Source organism: Ktedonobacterales bacterium, assembly GCA_036557285.1.
Lineage (GTDB): Bacteria > Chloroflexota > Ktedonobacteria > Ktedonobacterales > DATBGS01 > DATBHW01.
On record DATBHW010000064.1, the window covers coordinates 109,291 to 127,364 of the forward strand.

11 protein-coding genes are annotated in these 18,074 nt (G+C 60.5%); 6 read left to right on the forward strand and 5 right to left on the reverse strand.

Translation table 11 applies throughout. The features are described 5' to 3' along the window. Positions 1–22: 22 nt before the first annotated feature. The 4 genes from VH599_19010 to VH599_19025 form a co-directional block, all read right to left on the reverse strand. A complete protein-coding gene (locus VH599_19010) occupies positions 23–1,153 on the reverse strand; it encodes a polyprenyl synthetase family protein (protein HEY7350413.1) in 1,131 nt (376 codons plus the stop codon). Positions 1,154–1,219: 66 nt separating this feature from the next. Beyond that, positions 1,220–1,684: a hypothetical protein gene (locus VH599_19015; protein HEY7350414.1), complete on the reverse strand. Its 465-nt coding sequence runs from the start codon at positions 1,682–1,684 to the stop codon at positions 1,220–1,222. 184 nt (positions 1,685–1,868) lie between these two features. Beyond that, positions 1,869–5,174: an isoleucine--tRNA ligase gene (gene ileS, locus VH599_19020; GenBank protein HEY7350415.1), complete on the reverse strand. Its 3,306-nt coding sequence runs from the start codon at positions 5,172–5,174 to the stop codon at positions 1,869–1,871. Between the two features lie 41 nt (positions 5,175–5,215). After that, positions 5,216–5,935, reverse strand: a complete 720-nt coding sequence (locus tag VH599_19025) for an alanyl-tRNA editing protein (protein ID HEY7350416.1) — start codon at positions 5,933–5,935, stop codon at positions 5,216–5,218. Between the two features lie 491 nt (positions 5,936–6,426). On the opposite strand from VH599_19025, the gene VH599_19030 reads away from it, so the two are divergent. From VH599_19030 to VH599_19055, 6 genes are all read left to right on the forward strand, one after another. After that, the gene (locus VH599_19030; protein HEY7350417.1) at positions 6,427–7,710 is read left to right on the forward strand and encodes a hypothetical protein; all 1,284 of its coding nucleotides are present in this window, start codon (positions 6,427–6,429) and stop codon (positions 7,708–7,710) included. A 331-nt stretch (positions 7,711–8,041) separates the two neighbouring features. Beyond that, on the forward strand, positions 8,042–9,439 hold the full coding sequence (locus VH599_19035; GenBank protein ID HEY7350418.1) for an FHA domain-containing serine/threonine-protein kinase: 1,398 nt from the start codon (positions 8,042–8,044) through the stop codon (positions 9,437–9,439). Between the two features lie 33 nt (positions 9,440–9,472). Further along, positions 9,473–10,009, forward strand: coding sequence for a DUF6391 domain-containing protein (locus VH599_19040; GenBank protein HEY7350419.1), 537 nt, complete (start codon positions 9,473–9,475; stop codon positions 10,007–10,009). A gap of 296 nt (positions 10,010–10,305) precedes the next feature. Further along, positions 10,306–13,248, forward strand: a complete 2,943-nt coding sequence (locus VH599_19045; GenBank protein ID HEY7350420.1) for an FtsX-like permease family protein — start codon at positions 10,306–10,308, stop codon at positions 13,246–13,248. Continuing rightward, entirely contained in the window at positions 13,248–14,195 is a 948-nt protein-coding gene (locus VH599_19050; protein HEY7350421.1) for an ABC transporter ATP-binding protein, read from the forward strand. Before VH599_19045 ends, VH599_19050 begins: the two co-directional genes overlap by 1 nt. A 167-nt stretch (positions 14,196–14,362) precedes the next feature. Further along, positions 14,363–15,130: an ABC transporter ATP-binding protein gene (locus tag VH599_19055; protein ID HEY7350422.1), complete on the forward strand. Its 768-nt coding sequence runs from the start codon at positions 14,363–14,365 to the stop codon at positions 15,128–15,130. A 274-nt stretch (positions 15,131–15,404) separates the two neighbouring features. On the opposite strand, the gene VH599_19060 is transcribed toward VH599_19055, so the two are convergent. Then, positions 15,405–17,828, reverse strand: a complete 2,424-nt coding sequence (locus VH599_19060) for an ATP-dependent RecD-like DNA helicase (protein ID HEY7350423.1) — start codon at positions 17,826–17,828, stop codon at positions 15,405–15,407. Between the last annotated feature and the right edge of the window lie 246 nt (positions 17,829–18,074).

The following is an 18,074-nucleotide window of genomic DNA, read 5'->3' on the forward strand; positions in this document are numbered from 1 at the left end:
GGGCCGCTGTTACTTGAAGCGGCTATGAACGATGCGCCTCACGGGCAAGGAAAGTGAGCAGGGCGTTCAGTTCATGCTGGGCCTGTTCGCCAGACTCGCTCCAGGCAATCGCTTCGAGCGCCTGTTGTGCGCTCAGAATAGCCGAAGCAAGCCGTTTCTGGCAGCGAAGCCGAACACCGCTGGCGGCAAAGATGGCAAGCGCCTCAGTGACTTGCTCATCGCTGGCCTGGCCCTCTTCGGCGTAAATCGCGCGCAGGCGGTCCTGCTGCGCGGGCGCGGCATGCTCCAGCGCGTCAATAATCGGCAGACTCATTTTCTTGCGGCGGATGTCTCCGGCAGGGGCTTTGCCCAGTTCGTTTTCAGCGGCCCAGACGCCCAGAAGATCATCACGAAGCTGGAAAGCAATGCCAAGCGAGCGACCAAACGTAGAAAGCCGGGCAATCTGGCTGGCATCGCTGGTGGCAAGCCGCGCGCCCATTTCAGTGGCGCACTGCATCAGCGCGGCAGTCTTGCGGCCAATCATGCTAAGGTACAAGGCAACAGTTATCTCGCGCTGGCGCTCGAAGCTAATATCCAGGTGCTGACCTTCGCAGAGCGCGAGACAGGCGCTGTCGAAGATACGGGCAAGTGTCAGGATCGTGTGGGCATCAACGCCGTTCTTCGCCAGTTCCCACAGGGCCAGGCGAGCAATACAGAAGAGGCCGTCGCCGGTGTTGATGGCCTGTGGCTGGCCCCAGAGCTTCCAGAGGGTGGGGCGATGGTGACGCAGAGGGTCGTTGTCTTCGATGTCGTCGTGAATCAATGAGAAATTATGGACCAGTTCAACGGCGACTGCGGCTGGAAGAATCTGCTCAAGCCGATAGGGAAGCCCCCTGGTATCGTCCGAGGAAGGTTGGGCAGGGAACGAGGCTTGATGCGCCAGCAGCAGCAGGGTGGGCCGCAGGAACTTGCCTAGGAACTTGCCAGGCTTATCTTCAATCGGGCTGAGATCAGCATGTGCCCAGCCCAGGTGATAACGCATCTGCCCATAAAACGGGGAGAGCATCTCCACCTGAGCCTCTTGTTCTGCCTGATCGAGAAAGCGCCGAAGCTCGTTGCCCACCATCAGACGATATTTGCTCAGAACTGTTTCGATGTTCAGCCCAACGGCCATAACACCACCCCGTCTACTTGATAGCTCGGAATCTCTCAGTTGCCTCAACCGGGACCGATAGATACGCTAGTGATGAAACCAGAAAAAGAGGCCCAGCGTCACGGCGAGACCGGCCATGAGCCACTGTGCCATGCCCAGCAACCCCTGCATCTGACGCAGCGGCGAGCAGAGATCGCAGTAGCGCAAGATGTAGTGGTAGCGATGGCTGGACATACCGTCGCGCTCAATCACCATGCGCTCCTGCTTGCGTCGGGTATGATGCTCGTCACAGACGTAGCGTTTGCAGCCCAGGCAGAGTCCGGTATCAAAATAATGCGCGACCAGATTAGCCGACCATTGGGTGGGACGTACCAGCGCGCCGCAGACATAACAGACGTGGCGCTCGGTGTTGCGCTCCTGCACCTGGCTGCATGGCTGGTGCTGATCGAGCGGAAAATGCTCGATGCAGTAGCGGTGACGGCACTGTGGGCAACGTCCCGCAGCCACCTGTTCACAAATGTGGCAGGTTTTCTCCATGTATTGCTGAAACATCAGAGTACACCGCCTGATTATGTAGTCTGGCTCTGGCTGAGCCAGCAATACTGCTGAGTATACCACTGGGACATGGGCCGGTCAATTGTTCTGGACAAGAGTCCTACACTGCGTTCTAAAGCGCGCGCCGGAATGTCTCCCTTCATTATAGAGCAGACACCCCGGCGTGCGCTAGAGCGCACGGTCAAGAAAGTCGTTTGAGGGTGACATGCACCTGATGCCCACCCAGTTTGGCCGGGGCGATGCTATCAGTAAACGCTCCGGCCCCATTTGCATCAGGCGCTTCCTCTGTCAGCACCGCCAGTTCGCGCGCCAGGGTTTCGTCCTTGATGTAGTCGGCGTAACGTTTGAGGACTTCGGCCAATTCGCTGTCCGTGACCAGCCGCGCGCTGATCGTCTCTTCGATGAGGAAATCGGCCTTTTTGCGCATATCTTGCAGGTAATGCGTCAGATCGCGCACCAGCCCCTCTTCGAGGAGTTCAGGCGTCAGGCTAGTTTCGATGACGGCGACATAGCCAGCCTCTTCAGCGGCGACGTAGCCGGTCCTGGCGGCGCCGACCACCTCTAGCTCTTCCTCAGTCAGCGCCACGCTTTGCCTGTCAACGTCAAGCGTGACCTGACCTGCTGCCTGAAGCTGGCGCACAGTGGCGCCAACATCCAGCGCGTTGATGGACGCCAGCAGCGCCTTCATGCGCGAGCCATATTTTGGCCCCAGCACGCTAATGCGCGGCTTGAGCGTGTAGACGAGCATGTCGCTGTCTTCAGGGAAGAAGTCTAGCCGCTTGATGTTCAGTTCTTCCAACACCTGATCGGCCAGCCGCGCCAGGCTGGCGCGCTCGTCGGCGGTGGTGACGCGCGCATACAGCGTCGAGAGCGGCTGGCGTACCCGAATCTGCGCTTTTTCCCGCGCTGCGCGCCCCAGGTTCACCATGCGCATGACCAGACGGGTCTCGCGCGCCAACCGCTCATCAACGAGCGCTTCATTCACAACAGGCCACTCAGTCAGATGGACGCTTTCCGGCGCGTTCTGGTTGACACTGCCGACAAGATTCTGATAGAGCGCTTCAGTCAGGAACGGCGTGAAGGGCGCGAGCAGTTTCAACGTCGTTACCAGGCACTCGTACAGTGTCAGGTACGCGGCTACTTTGCCGGTGTCTTCCTCGCTCTTCCAGAAGCGGCGTCGGCTGCGCCGAACGTACCAGTTGGAGAGGTTGTCGAGGAATGTCCCGATAGCTCCGGCTGGCCCCTTCGTCTCGAAGAGGTCAAGCCCCTGCGTGGCCTCGGCGATGGTTTGCTGAAGCTCAGAAAGAATCCAGCGGTCCAGATCGCTGCGCTCAGCGACGGGCAGGCTGTGGCGCGTCGGGTCAAAGCCGTCAATATTGGCATAGGTGACGAAGAATGAGTAGACGTTCCAGAGCTTATCCAGCGCCGTGCGCACGTTGAGCCAGAGGTCGCTGAGGCGCACCGGCTGGCCTTTGGCCTGGGCCTCCTGGGCGTCTTGCTCAGTTGGGATGCGCGGGAAGCGCAGGTTTTGCTCCGGCGGATGGTTCATATAGAGCCAGCGCATGGTGTCGGCTCCGACCAGCTCGGCGGCCTCGTCAAAAGCGATAGAGTTGCCCCGGCTCTTGTGCATCTCCTCGCCGTTCTGATCGAGCAGCGTGGCATGGCCCAGCACCGTCTTGAACGGCTCGGTATTCTCCAGCGCAGCGCTCATCACCAGCATGGAGTAGAACCAGTTGCGGAACTGGCCCGGAAAGCTTTCGGTGATGAACTCGGCAGGAAACCATTCGCGCCAGTAGTTGCGGTTGTGGCGATAGTCCAGCGTGGAATAGGGGACGATGCCCGCGTCCAGCCAGGGGTTGCCCACGTCCTTGATGCGCGAAACCACCGCGCCGCAGTGGGCGCAGGCGATCTTAACCGCATCAACCCAGGGACGGTGCGGCGTATGGCCTTCGAACGTTTCCCAGCCTTCGACGGCGCGCGCTTTTAGCTCGGTTTCGCTGCCGATCACCTCAAACGCGCCACACTGCGGGCACTCGTAGATGGGCAGCGCCAGACCCCAGTAGCGTTTCTTGGAGATCATCCAGTCTTCCATGTTGCGCAGCCAGTCCATCTCGCGCTCCAGGCCAAACGAAGGAATCCAGCGGATGCGCTGGACGATCTCCATCATCTGATAGCGCAGTTCGCGCATGGAGATGAACCACTCGTCAACCAGCCGGAAGATCAGTTCGGTTTTGCACCGCCAGCAGTGCGGATAGACGTGCTTATAGGATTCGGTCTGATAGAACAAGCCCTTCTTCTTGAGGTCATCAAGCAAGAAGCGGGCAACGACGTTCGTTTTCTGATCTTCGGCCACTTCAGTGACGCCATGCCCGCTGAGCCAGCCATAGCCATCAATGTACACGCCGGACTCATCCACCGGAGCCAGCACAGCCAGATGATGCTTTTTGGAGAGGGCAAAGTCTTCGCGGCCACAGCCTGGCGCGATATGCACGATGCCGGTTCCTTCAGTGGCGCTGACTTCATCCCAGGCGACAATCACATGTGTGACGCCCTGCGCGGCAGGCAGATCATCAAATGGGCCGCGATAGCGCCAGCCCAGCATATCGCGCCCGGCCAGGACTTCGACGACTTCCACCTCGCCCTTGTCGCGCCCGCGCAGCTTTTGCAGCCTGGGCAACACGTCCTGCGAGAGATAGTAATAAACGCCATCCTGCCGTACCTTCACGTAGGTGAGATCAGGATTGACCGCAGCGGCGACGTTGGCCGGAAGCGTCCAGGGTGTGGTCGTCCAGACGAGCAGGTACTCGTTTTCGCGGCCTTCTAGTGGCAGGCGCGCGTACACGCTGGTATGCATGACCTCTTTGCGCCCCTCACTGATCTCCGCGTCGGAGATGCCGGTGGCGCAGCGAGGACACCAGGGCATCACATCGTTGCCTTTGTAGATGTAGCTCTTTTCATTGCAGAGCTTCAGGAATTGCCAGATGGTGTAGTTGTTCTCATCCGACATGGTGAGATACGAGTTGTCCCAATCAACCCACTGGCCCAGGCGGATGGATTGCACGGTGATACGTTTGGCAAAGCGCAGCACGCGCTCTTTGCATCGTTCGACAAAGGCGCCGATGCCATAGGTTTCGATCTCGCGCTTGTTGTTCAGACCCAGCTCTTTTTCGACCTCAACCTCGACGTGGAGACCCTGAGCATCAAAGCCGTTCTGGTAACGCTGGCGATAGCCCTGCATGGTCTTGTAACGTTGAAAGAGGTCTTTGTAGGTTCGGCCCCAGGCGTGATGCACGCCCATCGGGTTGTTGGCCGTGATCGGCCCGTCTATAAACGAGAAGCGCTTGTCGCTGTTGGCGTTGCGCTGGAGGTACTTTTCCAGCGTGCCATGCGTGTCCCACCACTCCTGAACCTCGCGCTCCAGCGCAGGATAATCAACGCGATTGGCCGGGAGGGCGGCTTGAAACAGGGTTGTTTTTGCTTGTGCCATCTACTACCTCGAAAAGTGTTTACACTATCATTCTGGTCTCTTTAATCTACCAGGCCAATCTCCAGACGTTTATTGATCTTGCCTTTGTTCTCGGTCTTGAGAACCTTGATGCCTTTGACTTCGGAGGTATCGTGAACATGTGTGCCACCATCGGCTTGAAGGTCTAAGCCTACGATCTCCACAATGCGCACCATTGGAATGTTGGGCGGCAGCAAGTTGATCTTGGTGCGAATCAGATCGGGTATCTTGAACGCCTCCTCACGCGGCAGCGTGTACACCTTGATGGGCAGCGCCGCTTGAATCGCTGCGTTGGCGCTCTCCTCGATAGCGCGGACGGTGTTCTGGTCAAACTGTTCCAGCGCGAAATCCATGCGGGCGCGGTCTGGATACATCTGGCCGCCTGTAACCTGCGCGCCATAATCGCGGAAGATCAGGCCGCAGAGAATGTGCAGCGCCGTGTGGGTGCGCATCATTTGATAGCGAAACTCCCAATCCAGCACGCCCTCAACCTCGGCGCTAACCGCTGGAAGCGCGCCCTCCAGTTCATGCCACATGGTCAAACCGTCTTCGCCTTTGTACAGCCTGGTGACGGCGCATTCCCGGCCCTCGCAGCGCACGAAGCCGCGATCAGCCATCTGTCCGCCACCGCCTGGGAAGAAAGCGGTGCGATCAAGGGCGATGGCGTTCTCGCGCTGGGCAAGAACTCTGGCATTGAAATTGCGGGTATAACTGTCGGTATGATACAAGAGATCGGTGTTCATCGTGGTTTCCTCGCCTGATACATTCCAATAAAAAAGCCCGCCCCAGCCAGGGGCAGGCATTGATTCCCACGGTACCACCCTGATTCGCATCGTTCCGCGCTGGCGCGCTTACGAGAAGCGCCAGAGCACAGGCGAAAAGTTGCACTCAGTTCAGGCGCGCGTTCACGCCTGCCCCGTATAGTAACGGGCGGGGATACCGGCCAGGTCTACTTGCATCAACCCGATGGTGAGACGTTCGATTGGCTGCTCAGGAAGGATATTCGGCCTGCTGCTCGCATCCGGTCACACCAACCCCGGACTCTCTGGGCGAGTGAGCGACCTACTCGTTCCGTCAATGCGTTTCGCTCTTGTTCTCTTTGATTGATTGTGCTTGCTTTATCAAGCAGTATCGCATATCGGCGCAGCATTGTCAAGAGTTTGTTTGCTTGTTGGCCTGTATGCGCGCCAAATGCGCTGAGTAGAGGCGCTCTCTGCGAAGGAGGGGAGATCCGATGGCTGGATTGCGTGACGGTCTCCATCGCTCACGAGAACTATACCTGCCGGAGTTGGATGAAACGCGCGGCGCGGCCAGGGCAATCTCCGCTAGCCACACGCGCTCTTTGCCACAGCGGGTAGATCATATTGGGTTTAGTATACGCGGCGCAGACCGTCAGAGCGCCTGGAAGCGGCGGCTTGGGCGGGGACCAACAGCGCCTACTGAAACGACCTTACGCACGACCTTCTTGCTGCGCTGCTCGCTGCTTCATGGCCTGGGTGGTGTTTTGCTGGCAGGAACATTGACGGTTCTCTTTCTGGAAAGCCTGGACAGAAGCTGGCTTTTGCTGCTCCTGCTTGCGATGCTAATGGCCTTTTATGGAGTGGCGGCGTACTGGTGCGTGGAACACCTTGACCGGCTGAATCTGGCGCGCTGGATCATCCTGGGTGGCGATCTAGGCGCGCTGATGTGTCTCTGGCTGCTGCTGGGGCCATCGCTGGTACTTGCTCTGCTGCTGCCAGGGATCGCGTTGCTGGCGCTGGTGCTTGCAGGTCGGCGCGAAATGCTGACGACGGCTTATATTGAGGCTGGGGCGTTGACGCTGCTGACGCTGTTCGATCTGGCTGGCCTGCCGCATCTCTCATTGCGCCCGCCAACAGCGGTGACGCTGGCACTGGAGTTTTTGGGTTCGCTGGCCTGCCTGGGCTGGATACTCTACGCGCTGCTGGCTGTTCTCGACAGGAGCGAGCAGCCTGGCCTCGCTGAACATTGGAACAGCGCGGAGGTAGCGCGGGTGCGGATTGAATCGGATATTCATTTACGCCAGCTTCGGGGAAATATCAGCATGGTGCAAGGGGTGCTGGGTCGTGTGGCTGGCGGTGACTTACACGCTCGCGTGGCAACCAAAGAAGGGGAGCTTGCCCAGGTGGCGGCCAAATTGAACGGCCTCCTTGATCGACAGGAGCGCATGTTTGATGAGGCCCGCCAGCATCGGCAGTTGGAAGCAGCAGTCGGCGAACTGATTGCGCTGCTGGAGGCGCTGCATCGTGGCGAACGGGTGGGTTGGCCCGCGCCGACAGGGACACAGGTTGATCGCATTCTGGCGTTGATGCGCGCCCCCTTAGCGCCGCGCCCGCTGCCGCGCACTACCGGGCAACTTCCGGTTCCGCCGGACACCTCGGAGCCTGCGGAGCCTGCGCCGGAAGATATGGCTCAACCGGCTGCTGATGTCGGACAACAACAGTCGGCTGCGATGGCTGCGCTCTCCCCTGGATCGGCCTCGCGCGCTGAAACAACCTGAAAAGCCTGCTATGGAACCTCCTCCTTGTTTCCTCGCTTCCTCAGAAGCGCCGGGCCGCCCTGGCTGCTCCACAAGCGCCAGGCATTCCCAACAATGGAAAGATGCACCGCTCCACATGGATATTATGATCCTGGAACTGTAGCGTGACGACCACCTATGGTATAATAATCACAGCTACTATTCAAGGGTAGGTTGGTTCTCTTGTGTAGATGCGCTGGGAAGGCTAGCCTGCTCCTGCGCTTTTTGGTTGGTTGCTACACATGTGGCCCAGCATCCCAATACATGTTGATTCACATAGATAGCTTGCTTCGGTCAAGAGAGGGTATGTGAGATGAGCGCGCTTATCGGCAAGAAGCTGGGGCAGCTTGAGGTGGTTGAGCAGATTGGGCAGGGCGGCATGGCGACGGTCTACAAAGCCTATCAGCCTGCGCTGGATCGGTTCGTGGCGATCAAGGTCTTGCCCGCTACGTATGCCAAAGACCCCACGTTTATGGAGCGTTTTGTCCGCGAGGCGCGAGCGATTGCCAAGCTCTATCACCCCCATATTTTGCCGGTGCATGATTTTGGTGAGCAGGACGGTACGACGTATATCGTCATGGAATATGTCTCCGGGGGTACGCTGAAGCGGCGCTTGAAGCCCAACCAGCCGATGCCGCTCCGTGACGCCGTTGATATGGTTTTACAGACGTGCCAGGCGCTGGAGTGCGCCCACCAGCATAATATCGTTCACCGCGACATTAAGCCGGGCAATATGCTGCTGCGCAGCGACAACTTTTTGCTGCTCTCTGATTTTGGTATCGCCAAGATTCTGGAAGCCAATACGGCGCTGACGCGCACCGGTGTCGGCATTGGAACGCCGCAGTATATGTCACCTGAGCAGAGTACCGGCTTGCCGAACGTTGGCCCACGCAGCGATCTCTATTCCCTGGGCATCGTGCTGTATCAGGCGGTGGCCGGGCGCGTGCCGTTTGGGTCTCCGGGTGACGCGCCGCTGACCATCAGCCTCAAGCATGTCAACGAGCCGCTGCCGCCGCCGCGCCAGTTTGCTCCAGACCTGCCGCCGCTGGTGGAGCAGGTGATTATCAAGGCGCTGGAGAAAGACCCGGACAACCGTTTTCAATCGGCAACGGAGATGATTGACGCGCTCAATAATATCAATATGGCTCTGCGTGGCCCATCTATCGGCTTTTCCAGCGCGTTTCAGGCGGTGGCGCCCGCATTTCCTGCCCCGACTTCTCCCCAGGGAGAGCCGGGGTCAGTTGGGGGGCAACCGGGCATCTCGGCTTCACCGGGGTCTTCACCCCAGGGGATTACCTGCTTTCGCTGTAGCGCGGTGAACCTGCAAGGGAAGCTTTTCTGCACAACCTGCGGCTATGATCTCTCCGGGCGGCGCGCCCAGGGTGACCGCTTCCTGGGGCAGTCTGGAAGACCCTATTATGCCCGCTTTTCGATGATGAATGGGCCACTCACGGGGCGTCATTTCACGCTGCATCAGGATACGACCTCCATTGGGCGCACGACTGGCAATGATATTATCATCCCTGATCTCACCGTTTCACGCCAGCATGCCATCTTACGTTTTGAGAATGGGCATTGGGTAGTGGAGGATAAAAACAGCGCCAATGGCACGTTTGTCAATAACGTGCGTATCCGCTGGCCGCAGCCGCTGGCTGATGGCGATCAGGTGCGTTTCGGGGATGAGATCGTGATTTTCAATGTAGTTCAATAAGAATCCAGGCTCTGGTAAGAGAGGGTTTTTTCCATGAACGTTGTTTCTCAAGTATCGCAGCAAATGCTGCTCGGCGGCGCTGTGCGGCAAAATCACGCGCTGGAACATGCGACCATTGTGCTGCTCAGCAAAGCGTTTCCCGATGTCCGGCTGGCGGGCGTTTCGTTTGCTGCGGGCTTTTTTGTGTTTGGAGATGTACCCACTGAAGCCATCAGGCCAGCGGCAGAGCAGGCGCTGAATCGGCTGCGTAATGGCGAGCCAGAGATGGCGATTCACGAACGCTGCGGGACGAACCTGGCGGTGGCTGGCATCTTGACCGGACTTTCGGCTATGAGCGTGGCGAAGCTGCGCAGACCCTATAACACCTTCAATAATGTGATCCTGGCTTCGACGGCGGCGTTGGTGGTGGCTCGCCCGCTGGGCTTGCTTGCCCAGAAGTACTTCACGACGCGCACACCCAACGGCAGCATGTATATCACCGGCGTGCGCCGGATGACGCTGCCCCTCCTTGAAGTACCCGCTCATTTTGTCTCGACTGAGAACCCCGATTCGTCTGGTCTGATAGGGTAATACTCAACTTGTAGCGCCGCCTTCCAGGCGGCTTAACGCTGGCCTGCTGGTCCGGTGGCCTGGAGGGCGCACGCTCACCCTGGCGAATCGCTGGCCGCCAAGATGGCGGCGCTACAAGTGGCGCCCCCCGATAGGTGGTGGAACCCTGTTTGTATTGGGCGCTTGCTGACGGGACGCAGACTCTATGATACCATGTGCGAGCAATGGCAGAGATTTTGCTCCGTTTGCCTGGTCTGCGCGGTATGTGGTGGCGTGGAGGTAATGGAGCCTTCTTTGATAAGGATGTATGCGCTCGCATGGCGATTCAACAACGGAAAGTAACCCCAACGGTGCGCCGCCGACGGCGCCCGTTGATGACCCGTATCCTGGCCCCGGTTTCACTGGCGCGGCGGCGCTTTGCGCATAACGCGCTGCTGCTGGCGAGCCTGGGCCTGGGTATTCTGGCGGCGACGGTGTTATTTTGTACCGTTCCGGTCTTTGCAGATACCGTTTCCGATATTGGCCTTCAGCAAGACTTGCATACCAGCGATGTCGTGACGCGCGATCTGGAAGTGAGCGTCCAATTTAGCGCGGCGGATGACAAGGCGACGCAGACAGCCGAGACGACGCAGGCCGGGCTGGTGAACCAATATCTGGCCTCGTTCATCGGCGCGGGCCATCGCGTTCTCATCAGCGATCCGCTGCTGCTTCAGGCGGCGGGCAGCCAGCAGTTTAATATTAGCGCGGTGCCTCCCGTGGAAGCGCGCTATCTGGCCTATGATTATCAGTCGGCTGGAGCGCATATTCATCTGGAGGCGGGCGCTCTGCCCAAACAAAGCGATACGCCTGCCGCGCTGGTGACGGATGAGATGGCGAGCGCCTATCATCTGCACGTGGGCGATGTGCTGGTGATTGTGCCTTTTGGCGACCACACGCGCCAGCTTCCCCTGCGCGTTGCTGGCATCTGGATGCCGAACGATCCGAACGATGCCTATTGGTTTGGGCGCTCGTTTGGCAGCAGCCAGGGCGCAGGCCAGCCACTGCTCTATCCCCTATTGGTGAACAGCGATGTCTTCTTTGCACAGTTGGCCGGGGTTCCCAACCTGCCAGCGACGGCCTTTTGGGACTACCCTATCCAGCCGGAACAGCTTCACATCGCCCACCTGAATGAGACGCTGGACAGTCTCTCCCGTTTCTCCGCCGAGATTACCAATCGGCTGACGCCGATACATGGGGTGCGCCAGGCGCAGGTGAATACCGGCTTGAATCATCTGCTCGGCGACTATCAGCACAAGCTTGATTTGCTGGCGCTGCCCTTGTATGTGGTGATGGCGCAGGTGCTGGGGCTGATCCTCTTTTATATCGTGGTGGTTGCTGGCCTGCTGGTGGAGCGCCAGGCCGCAGAGATTGCCACCCTCAAGAGCCGGGGGGCCAGCGGCTTGCAGGTGCTGGGCCTCTATCTGGCGCAGGGCGCGGCGCTGGCCCTGGCGGCGGCACTGCTCGGCCCCTGGCTGGCGGCGCTCTTGACGCGGGGATTGGTCTCCTGGCTGTTGCCTGCTGCGGTGGGGCTGGTCAGCGCGGGCTATCTGGGCGCGGTCATTTTCCCCAACTCGATCTTCTTGATTGCGGCGCTGGCGGCGGCGCTGTGCCTGGTGGCGCTGGCGCTGGCGTCGCTGCGCGCGGCGCGACTGGATGTGCTGGCCTTCCGGCGCGAGCAGGCGCGTTCGATGCGTCAGCCGCTCTGGCAGCGTCTCTATCTGGATGTTGGCCTGGCTGTGCTGTGCGCGGCTGGCTATGTAGAACTGAACTATTTTGGTGGGGTCGGTGTGCGCAGCCTGCTGGGCGGGAGCGCGGCCTCCGATCCGCTCTTGCTGCTCGCGCCGGGGCTGCTGCTGCTGGCGGGGGCGCTGCTGGCTCTGCGCCTCTTCCCGCTGCTGGTGCGCGGCCTGGCGCGATTGGCGGCACGTGGTCGCGGGGCTACGGGCTTGCTGGCCTTGATTCAGATTGCGCGCAGCCCGCTGCATTATGCGCGGCTGGTGCTGCTGCTGACGCTGGCGGTGGGGCTGGGCCTGTTCACGCTCACCTTCTCGGCTTCGCTGGGCCAGAGCCAGGTAGACGGCGCTGGTTATCAGGCGGGAGCCGATTTTCGCGTAGTGGAAAGCCCGCTCAATTCCACACCAGCGGCGTTCGATCAACAGAAGACGCTGGCTGCCCTGCCTGGCATCCAGGCGGTGAGCGCGGCACGCCGCACCAGCGTCAATACCAGGGATGTGGCCTCGGCAACTATCGCGCTGCTGGCGATTGATCCGGCGACGTTCGCCAGCGCGACCTACTGGCGCGCTGACTTTGCCAATCAATCGCTGGACGCGCTGATGGCTGCGCTGCGCCAGCACGCGCTGTCGCCCGACCAGCTTGCCGGGGCGCAATCGGGGAATTCGCCGGTGATCTGGGCAGTGGTTAGTCAGTCCTTTTTGGATGAGAATAAGCTGGCGGTTGGCGATCTCTTTACCGGCTCGCCCTCAGAGGCGACCTTTGCTCAGGCGCAGTTTCGCGTAGGGGCAGTGGCGCAGGACTTTCCAACGATGTATGATCGCAATGGGCATGGGTATATGGTCATTGACCTGCATGATTATCTTGGTGTGGTCAATGGTTTGAGCGGCAATGACCTGTTCGGCCCCAACGAGTTCTGGATGCGCAGCGTTGATGCTGGCGGGGCGCTCAGTCGGCTGCGTTCGACGTTCGCGCAGACGGACCTGGATTTTCAGCAGGTGTGGGACCGCCGGGCGCTCCAGGCAGCGGCAGAGCAGAACCCGTTGCAGGCGGGATTGCGCGGCGTCCTCTTGCTGGGCGTGATCGCGGCGGGCGGGCTGGCGGTGCTGGGGAGCCTGATTTACAGCGCCCTGACGGCGCGGCAGCGCGCCACGCAGTTTGCGGTGCTGCGAACGCTCGGCGCGAGTGGCAAGCAGCTCGTGCTTTTGCTGCTGGGCGAGCAACTGGCGATCTATCTGTTTGGCCTGCTGGCCGGGACTGCGCTGGGCGCGGCGCTGGCGACGGCGACGCTGCCCTACCTCGAATTCGGCGCGGGCCAGAGCGGTTCAGCGGCGCAAAACGTGCCGCCTTCGATACTGGCGATTCACTGGCCTGCGGTGGGGCTGTTCTATGGCTGTCTGGCGCTGGCGCTGCTGCTGGCGCTGCTCTGGATGGCGAGCTATGCGAATCGGCTGGGTCTGGGGCGCACGCTGCGCCTGGGAGAAGATTAGTGGGTACAGCACTGGCGCGGGCTGCATTTATCGAGTGCGATACACTGGTCAAGATATATAAGGTTGCTGACCTGGAGGTTGTGGCGCTTCAGGGTCTGGACCTGCATGTCCAGCGCGGGGAGATGCTGGCGCTGGTCGGAGCGTCCGGGTCAGGGAAGAGTACGCTGCTCAATATCCTGGGCGGGCTGGATAACCCCAGCGCCGGGCGCTGCGAGGTGGCGGGCTATGATCTGACGAAGCTGAGCGCCCGCCAGCGAACTCACTATCGCCGCATTGTTGTTGGGCATATCTGGCAGCAAACCAGCCGCAATCTGCTGGCGGACCTGACGATTGGGGAGAATGTGGAAGCGCCGCTGGCGCTGGCGGGCTGGCCGCGCCAGAAGCGTTCCCGCCGGGCGCGAGTGCTGCTGGAACTGGTGGAGCTGGGCCAGAAGACAGATCGCAAGCCTGGGCAGCTTTCCGGCGGCGAACAGCAGCGCGCGGCAATTGCAGTGGCGCTTGCCAATCAACCGCCGCTGCTGCTGGCCGATGAGCCAACCGGCGAACTGGACAGCCGCACAGCGGAAACGATTTTTATGCTGCTGCGCCGCCTGAATCGGGAACTGGACCTGACGATGGTGATTGTGACGCATGACGCTTCGGTGGCGCATTCGGTTGATCGGACCATCGCCATTCGAGATGGGCGCACCAGCACCGAGACAGTGCGCCAGGTGGTGCAGCGCAACTGGAGCGAGTCGGGCGCGTATGAGGCGGTAGGCCGGGCGCCGGTGTTGGAAGTGACACACCACGAGGCGGTGATTATAGATAAGGTTGGGCGGCTGCAAATCCCGGCCCATTTTCTGGAGGCGCTGCCCTTCCAGGGACGCGCCGAGATTCGGCTGGCCGATGGGCATCTGGAGGTCTGGCCTGCCGGGAGCCGTGCCGCCTACCAGGATGATGAGACGTAGCGGCCACTTGTAGCGCCGCCTTCCAGGCGGCCCAACGCTGGCCCGCCGGTATGTGGCGCTGGAGGGGAGACGTTCGCGCTGGCGGTGCGGTTCGCCGTCAGGGACGGCGGCGCTACAGGCACGCCGTCTGGAAAGCAGCAAACATTGTGCGAGGAGAGCAGGAGCCGATGAAAGGCGTTCGATTAGTGCCGCCTGGTGGCGGGCCAGAGCCGGGCGCGAGACGCTCGCTGAGCCTGTCGGCTGGCGCGGGGAGTTCGCCGCTGCTGGAGGTGCGCGGATTGGAGCGCATCTTTATCGTGGGGGGCGAGCAGGTAGCGGCGCTGCGCGGCGTGCATCTGACGCTCTGGCCGGGGCGCGTGGCAGTGCTGCGCGGGCGCTCTGGCGCGGGAAAGACGACGCTGCTCAATCTGATCGCGGGATTGGATGAACCAACAGCGGGGTCGGTCTGGCTCTTTGGTCAGGAACTGGCGAAGGTGAGTGAACAGCAGCGCACGACCCTGCGGCGCGAGTCGCTGGGGTTTGTCTTTCAGGCGGCGCATCTCTTCCCCAGTTTGACGGCGTTAGAGAATGTGGAACTGCCCTTGCGCCTGGCGCGAGCCACAGCCCGCGAGCGGCAGCAGCGCGCCGCCGAGGCGCTGGCGCTGGTTGGGCTGGCCGGACGCGCCCGCCATCGCGCGCTGGAGCTTTCTGGCGGCGAACAGCAGCGCGTGGCGATTGCGCGGGCGCTGGCGCATAGCCCCAGACTGACGCTGGCGGATGAGCCAACCGGCAATCTGGACTCGCAAACGGGCCGGACCATTCTGCACTTGATGCGCCGCGTCGCTACCGAGCAGGGCGTGGCGTTCTTGATTGCCACGCATGACCCGCAGGCGGTGGAGATTGCCGACGATCTGTACGACATCAGCGATGGTCTGCTGGCGACAGCCGAACGCTGAGAGATGCAGGATTTCAGGGGAAGTTTGATAGTCTTCTTATCAAGTTTTGGCTTCAGTATCCCCACTCTCCCATAGATAGCGTAGATAGTATAGATGGTCTAGATGCTGTAGATATTCTACCATAAGAAACCTCATGAAAAAGAGGGTATAAGTATTTAGAATATTTAATGAAAAAGAATAACTCATCACAAAGCATCTACACTATCTACGCTATCTATGGGGATACCGCTTTTGCTTTAGGCTGCAAAGAAAATCACCCTCAGCGAGAAGTGATTCATCTGCCTTTACTGCTGCTCTGGCGCAGGCGGATGCTCAGGGCGGTATAGCGCGAGGAACGATGCCGCGACTCAGGAGTCGAGGGCGCTGAGGACGGGTCTATACCATCCTGCTGCGTAATCGGCTTCGGCCCGTTCTTGACGGCAATCGCCAGCGCCCTTTTGCTGCCGACCAGCACGGCTAGCTGGCGGGCGCGGGTGATGGCGGTGTAGAGCAACTGCCGCTCCAGCAGCATATACTGCTCCATGACCAGCGGAACGACGCAGACGGGGTACTCGCTCCCCTGGGCTTTGTGGATGCTGACGGCATACGCCAGGGCCAGTTCATCCAATTCGCCAAACTCGTAGGAGACGCTGCGCCCATCGTCCAGCCTGACGGTGATGGTTTGCTCTTCGGGGGCAATCGCGCGAATTACGCCGCCGTCGCCATTGAAGACTTCTTTGTCGTAGTTGTTGCGCAGTTGCAGCACTTTATCGCCCACACGAAAGAGCGTGCCGCCGTATTGCTTCTGCTCTTTGCCCGCGCCAGGCGGATTGAGCGCGGCCTGAAGCTGCTCATTGAGTTCGCCCACGCCGCAGGCTCCCCGGTGCATGGGCGCGAGGACTTGTATCTCTTCCGGGCGAACGCCAAACCTGGCCGGAATGCGCCGGGCAACCAGTTCGACGATCATGTCTCGCGCCGCTGTTGGGTCGTCCTGGGCAATGAAGAAGAAATCGCGCATATCTGGCCCGGTCAGGGGCATCTGTCCCTGGTTGACGCGCCGGGCGTTGGTGGCAATGGCGCTGCCAGCGCCCTGGCGAAAGATATGCTCCAGCCGTGTGATGGGAACGACGCCGCTGTTGATGATGTCGGCCAGCACGTTGCCCGCGCCCACACTGGGAAGCTGGTCGGCGTCACCCACGAGCAGCAGGTGTGTTCCTGTAGCCACCCCTTTCAGCAGGCTGTTCATCAGCAGCGTATCCAGCATGCTCACTTCATCCACAATCAGCATATCGGCAGGGAGCGGGTTGTTGCGGTCATACAGCGATTGGCTGCCCGGCCTCAGTTGCAGCAGGCGGTGGAGCGTTTTCGCTTCGATGCCCGTCGCTTCGGAAAGGCGCTTGGCGGCGCGGCCAGTCGGCGCGGCCAGAATGACGCGCTTTTTCTTGAGCGTGAGGACGCGAATCAGCGCCCGCAGCGAGGTCGTTTTGCCGGTGCCGGGGCCGCCCGTCAGCACACTGACTGGATTGGTCAGCGCCATGACGATGCCCGCCTGCTGTTGTTCTGCCAGCGAAAGCATTGCTCTGCTGGCGAGATAGTCGAACATGACCGGAAAGTGGACCTGCTGCAACTCGGCCAGGCTGCCCCGCTCTGGCGGGCATGCCGCCAGCCGCCGCACATTGCGCGCGATACCCTGCTCGGCGGCATAGAAGGAACGCAGATACACGGCCAGCGCGTCAGCGGGCGCGGAGCTATCGGGCGTGGCCTGTTCTCCTTCCTCCCACGTTTCTAGCTGTATGCCGCCTTCCAGCGCCAGATCGGTCACGGCGTTCTCGACCTGGGCAGAACTGACGCCTAGGAGATCGGCGGCTTTCCTGGCGAGCGCGGGAAGCGGCAGGTAGGTATGCCCGTCATTGTCGGCAGCTTCTGAAAGGGCGAAGAACGCGCCTGCTTTGATGCGCTCCGGGTGGTCCGGCGTGTAGCCCAGCGATTGAGCGATTTTATCAGCGGTCTTGAAGCCGATGCCCCAGACATCGCGGGCCAGGCGGTATGGCTCGTTTTTGACGACGGTGACAGCCGCATCCTGGTACTGCTTATAGATGCGTACTGCCAGGCTGGTGCTGACGCTGAGTTCTTGCAGGCAGAGCATCACTTCTTTGATGGCTTTTTGCTCTTCCCAGGCGGCGATAATCGTTTCGACTTTGCGCTTGCCCAGGCCAGGCACTTCAATCAACCGCTGGGGCGTCTCTTCGAGGATGGAGAGGGTTTCAAGGTCGAACTGGGCGACAATTTTCTCCGCCGTTTTTGGGCCGATGCCTTTAATCAGGCCGCTGCCCAGATACTTGCGGATGCCCTGGGCAGTGGCCGGTAGGATGGAGCGGTAATCATGGACGCTGAACTGCCAGCCATGCTGCGCGTGATGCTGCCAGAAGCCTTTTAGCTCCAGTGCTTCCCCGGCGACAACGCTGATGAGTGTTCCCACGATGGTAACAAGATGCTCTTCGCCGCGCTTTCTGGCGCGCGAGGAGCGGTGGCTTGAATTGGACGCGCCGGGCGAACGATGCGTGGGGTCAGGGAGAAAGCGAGCTACCGTATAGCCGTTCTCCTCGTTCTGGAAGGTGATGCGCTCGACCACTCCCGATATGGTTTTTATCATCGGGGCGGGCTGAGCGTCCTGAGCGGGTAATGATGATGGGTTTTGCATAGCTGATTGGGCAAGCATGTTCGTATCCGCTGGCAACCATAGCCATATGAATTATACCGCACTTTCGCGGCAGAGTGTGGAAAGTGCGCGCACATCTCCTCAGAAAGCTTCTTGCCTGGCGGCTCAAAAACGGAAGCGCCGCGGTTCCACCAATTATCGGGGTTACTTGTAGCGCCGCCATCTTGGCGGCCAGCGGACCAGCAGGCCAACGCTGGCCGCCAAGATGGCGGCGCTACAAATAACACGCCTCGCTTGCCAACACCT